Raw genomic sequence first — 13,088 nt, 5'->3', positions numbered from 1 at the left:
GATGCGTACGCTCTGTGCATCCACCCTGATCGGCGAGTTCTTCGTGATCGGCTTCGCCGGTCTGGTCGCCATGAAGGACGACACGCTGGCCATGTCCACGGTGTGGACGGTCTGCGGCATCGGCATGTTGCTGTCGGTGCTGCTCTGCGGCATGATCACCCGTCCGGGTGGGGTGCAGCTGGGCTGGGCCCTGCAGCTCGGGCTGATCGCCAGCGGGTTTGTGATCCCGGTGATGTTCTTCCTCGGCGCGGTCTTCGCGGTCCTGTGGTGGGCGTCGGTCCACTACGGCCGACGGGTCGACCAGGTGAAGGCCGACTGGGCCGCGGCGCACGGATCCGGTCAGAGCACCCCAGGGCCTGACGCTGCGTAATCAGCGCCGGCGTATGCCCTGTAGCCTCTGAGTCCCTGCCCGCGCAGGTCCCGCATCCGTATATGAAGGAGTTCCCCCGTGAGCCAGCGCACGCTCGTCCTGCTCAAGCCCGACGCCGTACGCCGCGGCCTGGTCGGCGAGATCGTCGGCCGTATCGAGCGCAAGGCCGGCTGGCAGATCACCGCCCTGGAGCTCCGCCGGCTCGACCGCGAGACGCTGGAGACGCACTACGCCGAGCACGTCGGCCGGCCGTTCTACGAGCCGCTGATGGAGTTCATGCAGTCGGGCCCGGTCGTCGCGCTCGTCGTCGAGGGTGAGCGGGTCATCGAGGGCGTGCGCCAGCTCGCCGGCCCCACCGACCCGATCGCCGCCGCGCCCGGCTCCATCCGCGGCGACTTCGGCACCATCGTCCGCGAGAACCTCATCCACGCCTCGGACTCCGAGGAGTCCGCCATTCGGGAACTGAAGATTTTCTTCCCCGGCCTTTCCTGACCTGGCGTCAGCCGAACAGAGCCCGCGACCTGGGGCGACCGAAGGAATTTCGGTCGCCCCTCGGTGTAGGAACGCGTGGACCGGGAACGCATCGCCGCAACACCACGTCACCTATACAGAGGTGGACCACCGCGCCGTATCCGTGGAGGCGGCACTACGATGGAAGCCTCCACGCCACAGCAGTCACCTCGAACCCACCTCGCCGACCTGAGAAGCCGTCAACGCTCGATTTGGGAAGGCCCGACGCATCCTCATGGGAAACAAGGGGAACTCAATGTCGTTCATCGGCCGTGACATGGCTGTCGACCTCGGGACCGCCAACACGCTGGTGTACGTCAGGGGGCGGGGCATCGTCCTGAACGAGCCGTCCGTCGTCGCGATCAACACCAACACCGGCGGCATCCTGGCGGTCGGCGCCGAGGCGAAGAAGATGATCGGCCGGACGCCGGGCAACATCGTTGCCGTCCGGCCGCTGAAGGACGGCGTGATCGCCGACTTCGAGATCACCGAGCGGATGCTCCGCTACTTCATCCTCAAGATCCACAAGCGCCGCTATCTGGCCCGTCCGCGGGTCGTCGTCTGCGTGCCCTCCGGCATCACCGGCGTCGAGCGCCGCGCCGTCATCGAGGCGTCGACCCAGGCCGGCGCCCGTCAGGTGCACATCATCGAGGAGCCCATGGCCGCGGCCATCGGCTCGGGCCTCCCCGTCCACGAGGCCACCGGCAACATGGTCGTCGACATCGGTGGCGGCACCACCGAGGTCGCCGTCATCTCCCTCGGCGGAATCGTCACGGCACAGTCCATCCGGGTGGCCGGCGACGAGCTCGACAACGCGATCATCCAGCACATCAAGAAGGAGTACTCGCTCCTCCTCGGTGAGCGGACCGCCGAACAGATCAAGATCACCATCGGTTCGGCGTACGACCTCGAACAGGACGAGCACACCGAGATCCGCGGTCGTGACCTGGTCTCCGGTCTGCCCAAGACCGTGGTCATCTCCGCCGCCGAGGTCCGCAAGGCCATCGAGGAGCCGGTCAACGCCATCGTCGACGCGGTCAAGACGACCCTCGACAAGTGCCCGCCGGAGCTCTCGGGTGACGTGATGGACCGCGGCATCGTTCTCACGGGTGGCGGCGCTCTGCTGCGCGGCCTCGACGAGCGGCTCCGCCGCGAGACGGGCATGCCGATCCACATCGCCGAGGACCCCCTGGACTCGGTGGCGCTCGGCTCCGGCAAGTGCGTGGAGGAGTTCGAGGCGCTCCAGCAGGTGCTGGACGCCCAGCCCCGCCGATAACGGATCCTCAACGATCCTTCCGGCGACCCCAGTACGGGTGGCACCCCCGCCCGTACTGGGGATCGTTGGTATCACGCCCAAAAACAAATAAACGCTACAAACCGCACATTCCAACGAGGAAGGCACGGCCGCCGCACGTGAGGGACACACGAGAGAGCCGGCTGCTCCTGGTGCTGCTGATCGCCATCGCGTTCGCACTGATCACGGTGGACATCCGCGGCGGCGAGGAGTCACCGGTCGACGGCGCCCGGCAGGCCGCCGCCACGGTCTTCGGACCGGTCGAGAACGGCGTCGCGGCAGCCGTCGACCCGATCGGCAACGCCATAGGAGCCGTACGCGACTCCGGCGAGCGCCACACCCGGATCGCCGCGCTGGAGCGTGAGAACGCCGCCCTCAAGGTCAAGCTCGGCAGCGACGACCGCAACCGCAGCCGCCTGCGCGAGCTCGACGGCATGCTCAAGAAGGCCGGCGCGGGCCAGTACGGCATCAAGGCCGCCGAAGTCATCGCCATAGGATCCGCGCAGGGCTTCTCCTGGACCGTCACCATCGACGCCGGCGCCAACGACGGCATCAAGCGCGACATGACTGTCCTCAACGGCGCCGGACTCGTCGGCCGGGTCACCACCGTCGGCCCGTCCACCGCGACCGTACTCCTCGCCAGCGACCCCGACTTCACCGTCGGCACCCGCCTGGAGAAGAGCGACGAACTCGGCTTCGCCACCGGCCAGGGCGACCGGCCCCTGCTCGTCCAGCTCCTCAACGGCAAGGCCAAGGTGAAGCCCGGCGACCGGCTCGTCACCTTCGGCTCCCACGGCGACAAGCCGTTCGTGCCCGGCGTCCCGGTCGGCGAGGTCGTCCGCGTCGACCCCGCGGGCGGCGGCCTCACCCGAAACCTCTACGTACGCCCGTACGTCGGCTTCTCCAAGCTCGACATCGTCGGCGTCGTCGTCCAGCCGCCCCGCGAGGACCCCCGCGACATGGTGCTGCCCGAACGGCCCAAGCCCGCGCCGACCGTCACGGTCACCGTGACGCCGAGCCCGACCGCCAGCACCGAAGGCCAGGGACAGCAAGAGCCGGGCAACGGCCAGAACGACGGGGAGTAGTACGCGCCATGCGATTCAACCGGATCCTGCTCTCCAGCACCCTCATCGTCGTCGCCCTCGTCGTCCAGGTCTCCGTGCTGGCCCGCCTCCAGCTCCCGGGCGCCGTCCCCGACCTGGTCCTGCTCACCGTCCTCGGCCTCGCCTTCGTCTACGGACACGTCAGCGGCGCCCTGATCGGCTTCGGCGCCGGCCTCCTCGCCGACCTCGCCCCGCCCGCCGACCACGCGCTCGGCCGCTACGCCCTGGTCCTCTGCGTCATCGGCTACCTCGCCGGCCTCGTGCGCCCCGAGAACGGGCAGATCAGGTCCGCCACCGGCCCCATGGTCGGCGTCGTCGTCGCCGCGATCGGCTCCACGCTGCTGTACGCGGGCGTCGGCGCCCTGGTCGGCGACACCGCCGCCCGCCATGTCGGCCTCGGCTCGCTGCTGTTCACCGCCGTCGTCTACGACCTGCTCCTCGCGCCGTTCACGGTGCCGTTCATCATGGCCCTCGCCCGGCGCGCCGAGAGCGACCCGCTCGCCGAGGCCACCCCGACCGCCACCGACGTCTCCTCGGGCTGGCTCTCCTCCGGCACCGGACTGCGCATCGGCCGCCAGCGCGGCGGACTGCGGGTGAAGGCGGCCCGCTCCAGAGCGTCCCGCGCCGGACGGATCAAGGGAATCAAGCGACTGTGACCGAGGGGGCAACCGCAGCATGAGCAACATCCCGGAGACCGGGCGGACCCCCCGGGTCCAGATCCGGCTCATCATCATCCAGGTCCTGGTCTTCTCCCTGCTGCTCACCCTCGGCGGACGGCTCTGGTACCTCCAGGTCCGCAACGGCGACGAGTACACGGCGGAGGCCAGGAGCAACCACGTCCAGCAGGTCGTCCAGCCCGCCGTGCGCGGCTCCATCCTCGATGCGCGAGGCGTCCCCCTCGCCGACAACGAGACCCGGCTCGTCGTCTCCGCCTCCCGCACCGAGCTGATGAAGATGAAGGACGACGGCAAGGCCGTCCTCACCCGGCTCGCCGGCGTCCTCGGCATGAAGCCCAAGGACGTCATGGACAAGGTCCGGCTCTGCGACTCCCAGACGCCGCAGCCCTGCTGGAACGGCTCGCCCTACCAGCCCATCCCGGTCACCGACGAGGCCACCACCCAGCAGGCGCTGACGATCCGGGAGAGTTCCGAGAACTTCCCCGGCATCACCGCCGAACCCACCGCCGTACGCCGCTACGCCGCCCCCGGCAGCGCCAAGACCTCGCAGGTCCTCGGCTACCTCTCGCCCGTCACCGACGAGGAGATCGAGAAGGCCAAGGACACCGACTCGCCGTTCCTCCGCTCCGACCAGGTCGGCCGCTCCGGTCTTGAACGTACGTACGACAAGGCGTTGCGCGGCAAGGCGGGCGTCACCCGCTACGAGGTCGACAAGCTCGGCCGCGTCATGGGCCAGACCGAGTCGGACCCGGGCATCCCCGGCTCCGACCTCGTCACCAGCATCGACGCCCGGGTCCAGGGCGTCGCCGAGTACGAGCTGAACCAGGCGATGAAGACCGTCCGGGACGAGACGGACAAGATCACCGGCCGTAAGTACGAGGCCGACGCGGGCGCCGTCGTGGTCCTGGAGTCCAAGACCGGCCGTGTCGTCGCGATGGCCTCCCAGCCCGACTACGACCCCAACGCCTGGATCGGCGGTATCTCCGGCAAGGAGTACGCCCAGCTCACCGACAAGAAGTCCAACTACCCGCTGCTCAACCGGGCCATCCAGGGCCAGGCGCCGGCCGGCTCCGTCTTCAAGGTGGTGTCGGCGAGCGCGGCCGTGCGCGCGGGCTACGACTTCAACGACCGCTACAACTGCAGCAGCTCCTACAGCATGGGCAACCGCAGCTTCGCGAACTTCGAGTCACGGGGACACGGCCCCATCACCCTCGGCGACGCGCTCAAGTTCTCCTGCAACACCGTCTTCTACCGCCTGGGCCACCAGGAGTGGCAGCGTGACGGCGGAATAAAGCCGAAGAAGGACGCCCACGACTGGTTCTACCGCACCGCCCACGACTTCGGCTTCGGCGCCGAGACCAAGATCGACCTGCCGAACGAGGTCAGCGGCCGCATCCCGGACCGCCAGTGGAAGAAGAGCTTCTGGGAGGCGAACAAGGACGCCTGGTGCAAGCAGGGCAAGAAGGGCGGCACCTACGTCGAGCAGATCGCCTACGAGAGCTGCCTCGAAGGCAACCAGCTGAAGGCCTTCGACAGCATCAACTTCGCCATCGGCCAGGGTGACGTGCTCATCACCCCCATCCAGCTGGCCACCGCCTACGCCGCCATCAGCAACGGCGGCACCCTCTACAACCCCACCATCGGCAAGGCCGTGATCAGCCCCGACGGCAAGAGGATCCAGGAGATCAAGCCCAAGGCCCACGGCAGGCTGCCGATCGACGCCCAGACCATCAGCGACATCGACAAGGGCCTGCGCTCCGTCGTCGAGCCCGGCGGCACCGCCGCCTGGCGGTTCGGCGGCTGGCCGCAGGACAAGATCCCGATGCGGGCCAAGACCGGCACCGCCCAGGTCTACGGCAAGCAGACCACCTCCTGGTTCGCCACCTACACCGACGACTACACGATCGTCATGACGATCTCCCAGGGTGGTACGGGCTCCGGCGCCTCCGGCCCCGCGGTGCGCAACATCTACGACGCCCTCTACGGCCTCGACGACGAAGGCAACCAGGACCTCAAGCGCGCCCTGCTGCCGCAGCCGCAGAAGGACCTGCCGAAGATCCAGCCCGACGGCTCCATCGACGCGCCGACGGTCAAGCCGTACGACCCCAGGGAACAGCTCGTCGACCCCGGGAAGAGCGACGGACAGCAGCAGCTCGCGGGCCCGCCTCCCGTCTGGAGGGACTGAACCATGACCGGACCCCACGGCTTCTCCGTCTCGCGCTACGCCCCCGAACGCGGCACGCTGGCCAAGCTCACCGCGCGCGACTCCGTGCTGCGCAGGCTCGACTGGCCCCTGCTCCTGTCCTCGCTCGCCCTCTCCTTCATCGGGGCGCTGCTCGTCTGGTCCGCGACCCGCGGACGCACCGAGCTGAACCAGGGCGACCCGCAGTACTTCCTCTACCGCCACATCCTCAACACCGGCATCGGACTCGTCCTGATGATCGGCACCATCTGGCTCGGCCACCGCACCCTGCGCGGGGCCGTACCGGTCCTCTACGGCATCTCCGTGCTGCTGATCCTCGCCGTCCTCACCCCGCTCGGCGCCACCATCAACGGCGCCCACGCCTGGATCGTCATCGGCGGCGGATTCTCGCTCCAGCCGTCCGAATTCGTGAAGATCACGATCATTCTGGTGATGGCGATGCTGCTGGCCGCCCGGGTCGACGCGGGCGATCTGATCCACCCCGACCACCGCACGGTCGCCAAGTCCCTCTTCTTCGCCGCCCTGCCCATGGCGATCGTCATGCTGATGCCCGACCTCGGCTCGGTCATGGTCATGGCCGTCATCGTGCTCGGCGTCCTGCTCGCCTCCGGCGCCTCCAACCGCTGGGTGCTCGGCCTGATCGGCGCCGGCATCACCGGGGCCGCCCTCGTCGCCGCACTCGGCGTTCTCGACGAATACCAGATCAACCGCTTCGCCGCCTTCGCCAACCCCGAACTCGACCCGGCCGGCGTCGGCTACAACACCAACCAGGCACGCATCGCCATCGGCTCCGGCGGCCTCTACGGCGCCGGACTGTTCAACGGCCACCAGACCACCGGCCAGTTCGTCCCCGAACAGCAGACCGACTTCATCTTCACCGTCGCCGGCGAGGAGCTCGGCTTCCTCGGCGCCGGACTGATCCTCGCGCTGCTCGGCATCGTCCTGTGGCGGGCCGGCCGGATCGCCCGCGAGACCACCGAGCTGTACGGCACGATCGTCGCCGCCGGCATCATCGCCTGGTTCGCCTTCCAGTCCTTCGAGAACATCGGCATGACCCTCGGCATCATGCCGGTCGCCGGACTGCCGCTGCCGTTCGTCTCGTACGGCGGCTCCTCCATGTTCGCCGTCTGGGTGGCGATCGGACTGCTCCAGTCGATCAGGGTGCAGCGACCGATAACGGCCTAGGCCCCCTGCCGCGGCGTTCAATTCCCGTCTAGATTCGATTCATGGCGGATACGAAACGCGAGATCGAGCGGAAGTACGAAGCCACCCCGGAGACCCGGGTGCCGGACCTCACCCGGGTCGGGGCGGTCGCGACTGTGGAGACCAAGGGCGTCGCCGAACTCGACGCGGTCTACTACGACACGCCCGGACTGCGACTGGCCGCCGACTCCGTCACGCTGCGCCGCAGAACCGGCGGCGCGGACGCCGGCTGGCACCTCAAACTCCCCGTCGACACCGGCGTCCGCGACGAGATCCAGGCCCCCCTCGGCCCGACCCTGCCGCCCTCCCTGGCGGCCCTGCTCCGCTCCCGTATCCGCGACGACGCACTCGTCCCCGTCGTACGCCTGCGCTCCTCCCGGGACGTCCGCCACCTCCTCGACGACCACGGCGCCCTGCTCGCCGAGGTCTCCGTCGACACCGTCCACGCCGAGCGCCTCACCGACGGCGCAGGCAAGACGCCCGAGGCCGCCTGGACCGAGATTGAGGTCGAACTGGCCGACCAGGCGGACCCCTCGGTCCTCGACGCGATCGAGAAACGCCTCAAGAAGGCCGGCATACGGTCCTCGGCCGCGCCCTCCAAACTGGCCCGGGCCCTGAAGGAGACCGGAGCGGACGCCCAGGGCGCCACCGAGCCCGCACCGCCCGTCCACGACGGCACCGCCGGCGCCGTCGTCCTCGCCTACATACGCGAACAGATCGAGGCGATCATCCGCCTCGACCCCGCCGTCCGCCGCGACCTGCCCGACTCCGTCCACCAAATGCGCGTCGCCACCCGCCGCCTGCGCAGCGCCTTCAAGACCTTCCGCAAGGTCCTCGACCGGCAGCACACCGACCCCATCGGCGACGAGCTGAAATGGCTCGCCGGAGAACTCGGCGTCGCCCGTGACCAGGAAGTCCTCGCCGAACGGCTGCGCGGCCGCCTCGACGAGCTGCCCCGCACCCTCACCCTCGGCCCCGTCCGCGCCCGCCTGCGGATCTGGAGCGCCGCGCAGGAGAGCGGAGCCCGGCGCCGGGCGCTGACCGCGCTCGACTCCGAGCGCCACCTGGCCCTCCTTGCCACCCTCGACCGGCTGCTGACCGACCCGCCCCTGCTGAAGGGCGCCGCGGGCGACCCGGACACCGTCCTGACCAAGGCCGTCCTCAAGGACTACGACCGGCTGGCCCGCCGCGTCGACCACGCCTTCGCCCTGCCCCCGGGCCACGAGCGGGACCTCGCCCTGCACGAGGCCCGCAAGGCCGCGAAGCGGGCCCGATACGCGGGGGAGGCCGCCCGGCCGGCCCTCGGCAAGCCCGCCAAACGCTTCGCGAAACGCGTGAAGGCCGTCCAGAGCCTCCTCGGCGACCACCAGGACAGCGTGGTGGCCCGCGACACCCTGCGCACCCTCGCCATCCAGGCCCACGCGGCCGGCGAGTCCACGTTCACCTGGGGGCTGCTGTACGGACGCGAGGAGGCGGCGGGCGCGGCGCAGGAGCGCGAGCTGCCGGAGGTCTGGGCACGGGCAAGCGCCCCCGGACTTCGGGCGGCTCTGGGCCACTGAGCGTCGGGGTACGCTTGAGAGTCGCCCCCTGCCAGCTCACGAAGGTTCGAGATGTCTGCTGCCGAGTCTGTCTTCCCGCAGCTCGAAGCTCTGCTCCCGCACGTGCAGAAGCCGATCCAGTACGTCGGCGGCGAGCTGAACTCCACGGTCAAGCCATGGAACGAGTGCGACGTCCGCTGGGCACTGATGTACCCGGACGCGTACGAGGTCGGTCTGCCCAACCAGGGCGTCATGATCCTCTACGAGGTACTGAACGAGCGCGAGGGCGTGCTCGCCGAGCGTACGTACAGCGTCTGGCCGGACCTCGAAGAGCTGATGCGTGAGCACAAGGTGCCGCAGTTCACGGTCGACAGCCACCGCCCCGTGAAGGCGTTCGACGTCTTCGGGCTCAGCTTCTCCACCGAGCTCGGCTACACCAACATGCTCACCGCGCTCGACCTCGCCGGCATCCCGCTGGAGGCGAAGAACCGCACCCTCGACGACCCGATCGTCCTCGCGGGCGGCCACGCGGCCTTCAACCCCGAGCCGATCGCGGAGTTCATCGACGCGGCGGTCATCGGCGACGGCGAACAGGCCGTCCTCGACATGACCGAGATCATCCGCGCCTGGAAGGCGGAGGGCCGGCCGGGCGGCCGCGAGGAGGTCCTCTTCCGCCTCGCGAAGACCGGCAACATCTACGTCCCGGGCTTCTACGACGTCGAGTACCTGCCCGACGGTCGTATCGCCCGTGTCGTGCCGAACCGCTCCGGCGTGCCGTGGCGCGTGTCCAAGCACACCGTCATGGACCTCGACGAGTGGCCCTACCCCAAGCAGCCGCTGGTCCCGCTCGCCGAGACCGTCCACGAGCGGATGTCCGTCGAGATCTTCCGCGGCTGCACCCGCGGCTGCCGTTTCTGCCAGGCCGGCATGATCACGCGCCCCGTGCGGGAGCGAAGCATCACCGGCATCGGCGAGATGGTCGACCGTGGTCTCAAGGCGACCGGCTTCGAGGAGGTCGGCCTGCTGTCGCTGTCCTCGGCCGACCACTCCGAGATCGGTGACATCGCGAAGGGTCTGGCCGACCGGTACGAGGAGGACAAGATCGGTCTGTCCCTCCCGTCCACCCGCGTCGACGCCTTCAACGTCGACCTGGCCAACGAGCTGACCCGCAACGGCCGTCGGTCCGGTCTCACCTTCGCCCCCGAGGGCGGCTCCGAGCGCATGCGCAAGGTCATCAACAAGATGGTCTCGGAGGAGGACCTGATCCGCACGGTCGCCACCGCGTACGGCAACGGCTGGCGCCAGGTGAAGCTGTACTTCATGTGCGGTCTGCCCACCGAGACCGACGACGACGTCCTCCAGATCGCCGACATGGCGATGAACGTCATCCAGAAGGGCCGCGAGGTCTCCGGCTCCAACGACATCCGCTGCACGGTGTCGATCGGCGGCTTCGTGCCCAAGCCGCACACGCCCTTCCAGTGGGCGCCGCAGCTGTCGGCCGAGGAGACGGACGCGCGCCTGGAGAAGCTCCGGGACAAGATCCGCGGCGACAAGAAGTACGGCCGCTCGATCGGCTTCCGCTACCACGACGGCAAGCCCGGCATCGTCGAGGGCCTGCTCTCGCGTGGCGACCGCCGTATCGGCGCGGTCATCCGCGCGGTGTACGAGGACGGCGGCCGCTTCGACGGCTGGCGTGAGCACTTCTCGTACGACCGCTGGATGGCGTGCGCCGAGAAGACGCTGCCGTCCATGGGCGTCGACGTCGACTGGTACACGACGCGCGAGCGCACCTACGAGGAGGTCCTGCCCTGGGACCACCTGGACTCCGGTCTCGACAAGGACTGGCTCTGGGAGGACTGGCAGGACGCGCTGGACGAGACCGAGGTCGAGGACTGCCGCTGGACGCCGTGCTTCGACTGTGGCGTCTGCCCGCAGCTCGGCCTCGACATCCAGATCGGCCCGACCGGCAAGAAGCTGCTGCCGCTCACGGTCAAGAAGTAGCCGCATAACGTCCGTGCAACGGCCCGGCCGGGGGAGAACCCCAGGCCGGGCCGTTGCGTCATCTCCAGCATGGAGATCGACAAGCCCGCGCCGCCGCCCCACCCGGAAGGCTGCCTGACGGCCGCCGTAAGGATTCCGGTCCGGATCGTGGTGCTGGTGTTCGTCGTCCCGGTCCGGATGGTCTGGGACGTCCTCGTCGTCACGGCGAAGACCCTCGACCGGATCCTCCTCCGCCCTGCGGGCCGCGCCCTCGCCACCGCCCTGAGCGCCCTGTACCGCTACCTCCTCGCGATCCCGGCGGCCTGGCTCTACCGCTGGGTGCTCACCCCGCTTGGCCACGGCCTGCTGTGGCTCGCCCGGGCGGTGTTCGTGTGGCCGTGGGTATGGCTCTGGCGTCACGTGGTCGTGCCGATTGTCCGGTACGGCCTCGTGATCCCGGTGGTCTGGCTGTACCGCCACGTCTTCACCCCGCTCGCCACGGCCCTCGGCGTCGCCGCCGGCTTCCTGATCGCCACCCTGATCGTCTGGCCGCTGCGCGCGCTGTGGCGGTACGTCCTCGTCCCGCTGGCCCGGTACGGGATCGCGGTCCCCGCGGTCTGGCTGTACCGCTGGGTTCTCACCCCCCTCGGCCGCGGCCTGCTGTGGCTAGCCCGGGCCGTGTTCGTGTGGCCATGGGTCGGACTCTGGCGGTACGTCCTCGTCCCGCTCGCCCGGTACGGGATCGCGCTCCCCGCCGTGTGGCTCTACCGCCACATCCTCACCCCCCTCGGACACGCCCTCCGGTTCCTCGGGCGGGAGATCGTCGACGCCGTTCAGGTCTGCTGGCGTGTCGCCGGGTACGTCTCCCGGGCGGTCGGGCGGTTCCTCAAATGGCTCGCCTGGACCCTCGTCGGGCGACCGGTCAGCTGGTGCTACCGCACCCTCCTCACACCCGTCGGCCACTTCGTCCGCGACACCCTCTGGGCCCCCGCCCGCAAGGCCGCCGTCGAGGCCGGACGGGCTGCCCGGAACGCCCTCGGGTCCGTACGGGAGACCGTCCGGCAGGCCCGGCGTGACGCGTGGCGCGCGCTCGTCGGTGGAGGACGGCCCACCGAGCCTGTGGAACCGGCGGTGGCCCCTGCGCGTACTCTGGGTAGTACAAGCAACGCCCCAGGACCGGCGCCGACGCCCGTGATCTCCCTGCACAAGCGGGGATGAGCCGGGCGGCGCGGGCCGGGGCCACCGCAGTCCCGAGGGCGGCGCGCCCCCCGCGCCCGCCCCGCACCGAGGAGAAGAACCACTGGGCAAGCGACAGCCCGAAGGCCCGCCGCCCGCACCGGCGGTGCAGCGCATCCGACTGCGCTACACCAAGCGCGGCCGCCTCCGGTTCACCAGCCACCGCGACTTCCAGCGCGCCTTCGAGCGCGCGCTGCGCCGCGCCGAGGTGCCCATGGCGTACTCGGCGGGCTTCACCCCGCACCCCAAGGTGTCGTACGCGAACGCCGCACCCACCGGCACCGGCTCCGAGGCCGAGTACCTGGAGATCGCCCTCACCGAGGCGCGTGACCCGGACAAGCTCCGTGAGCTGCTCGACGAGTCCCTGCCGGACGGGCTCGACATCACCGACGCGGTCGAGGCCCGTACGTCAGGCCTCGCCGACCGGCTCACCGCCTCCGTGTGGGAGCTGCGGCTCGACGGGGTCGATCCCGCCGACGCCGAGCGCGCCGTCGGCGCCTTCCTCGCCGCCGAGGCGGTCGAGGTCCAGCGCAAGACCAAGAACGGCATGCGGACCTTCGACGCCCGCGGTGCCGTTGCCGACCTGCGGGCCGATTCCCCGGCTGATAGGCCAGGGCAGGAGCCCTGTGCGATACTGCGGCTGGTTGTTCGGCACGTGACACCTGCCGTACGACCCGACGACGTCCTGTCCGGTCTCCGAGCTGTGGCCGACCTGGCGCCGCCGGTCCCCGCAGCGGTGACCAGGCTGGCGCAGGGGCTCTTCGACGAGGAGTCCGGCACGGTGACCGACCCGCTCGCGCCCGACCGCGAGGCAGTCACGGCCGCTTCACCCACGGCCGCCGCGACCGCCTCAGCGACGGCGCCGGACGTCGGTTCCGTGTAGGGAGCGGTCGTCGTAGCGCAGCCCTGGTACTCGGGAGCCACCTGGGTCGGGCCGCGCACAGACCAGAAGACTTTCGCCAGGCCGTGCGTAC

11 protein-coding genes are annotated in these 13,088 nt (G+C 70.0%); all 11 read left to right on the top strand.

Annotated elements, in window-relative coordinates; genetic code table 11:
- The first annotated feature begins 1 nt into the window (after window position 1).
- Entirely contained in the window at window positions 2-370 is a 369-nt protein-coding gene (locus tag ACZ7LT_RS04105) for a DUF4233 domain-containing protein (protein ID WP_471233898.1), read from the top strand.
- Between the two features lie 78 nt (window positions 371-448).
- A complete protein-coding gene (ndk, locus tag ACZ7LT_RS04100; RefSeq protein ID WP_189204452.1) occupies window positions 449-862 on the top strand; it encodes a nucleoside-diphosphate kinase in 414 nt (137 codons plus the stop codon).
- A gap of 274 nt (window positions 863-1,136) precedes the next feature.
- The gene (locus ACZ7LT_RS04095) at window positions 1,137-2,156 is read left to right on the top strand and encodes a rod shape-determining protein (protein ID WP_019886273.1); all 1,020 of its coding nucleotides are present in this window, start codon (window positions 1,137-1,139) and stop codon (window positions 2,154-2,156) included.
- A gap of 137 nt (window positions 2,157-2,293) precedes the next feature.
- On the top strand, window positions 2,294-3,259 hold the full coding sequence (mreC, locus tag ACZ7LT_RS04090; RefSeq protein ID WP_471233892.1) for a rod shape-determining protein MreC: 966 nt from the start codon (window positions 2,294-2,296) through the stop codon (window positions 3,257-3,259).
- A gap of 8 nt (window positions 3,260-3,267) precedes the next feature.
- Entirely contained in the window at window positions 3,268-3,933 is a 666-nt protein-coding gene (gene mreD / locus ACZ7LT_RS04085) for a rod shape-determining protein MreD (protein WP_471233889.1), read from the top strand.
- Window positions 3,934-3,952: 19 nt separating this feature from the next.
- A complete protein-coding gene (gene mrdA / locus ACZ7LT_RS04080) occupies window positions 3,953-6,139 on the top strand; it encodes a penicillin-binding protein 2 (protein WP_471233886.1) in 2,187 nt (728 codons plus the stop codon).
- 3 nt (window positions 6,140-6,142) lie between these two features.
- Window positions 6,143-7,342 carry a rod shape-determining protein RodA gene (gene rodA, locus ACZ7LT_RS04075; protein WP_471233883.1) on the top strand — a complete coding sequence of 400 codons (1,200 nt, stop codon included), beginning with the start codon at window positions 6,143-6,145 and terminating at the stop codon, window positions 7,340-7,342.
- A gap of 41 nt (window positions 7,343-7,383) precedes the next feature.
- On the top strand, window positions 7,384-8,919 hold the full coding sequence (locus tag ACZ7LT_RS04070; protein ID WP_471233881.1) for a CYTH and CHAD domain-containing protein: 1,536 nt from the start codon (window positions 7,384-7,386) through the stop codon (window positions 8,917-8,919).
- Between the two features lie 51 nt (window positions 8,920-8,970).
- Window positions 8,971-10,899, top strand: a complete 1,929-nt coding sequence (locus ACZ7LT_RS04065) for a TIGR03960 family B12-binding radical SAM protein (protein ID WP_471233878.1) — start codon at window positions 8,971-8,973, stop codon at window positions 10,897-10,899.
- Window positions 10,900-10,968: 69 nt separating this feature from the next.
- Window positions 10,969-12,096 carry a hypothetical protein gene (locus ACZ7LT_RS04060; protein WP_471233876.1) on the top strand — a complete coding sequence of 376 codons (1,128 nt, stop codon included), beginning with the start codon at window positions 10,969-10,971 and terminating at the stop codon, window positions 12,094-12,096.
- A gap of 124 nt (window positions 12,097-12,220) precedes the next feature.
- Entirely contained in the window at window positions 12,221-12,997 is a 777-nt protein-coding gene (locus ACZ7LT_RS04055; RefSeq protein ID WP_471233875.1) for a TIGR03936 family radical SAM-associated protein, read from the top strand.
- Window positions 12,998-13,088: the final 91 nt, after the last annotated feature.

Source organism: Streptomyces sp. NPDC039465 (genome assembly GCF_055639315.1).
Note: the sequence above shows the minus strand (reverse complement) of the source record. Positions and strands in the feature narration are given on the sequence as shown.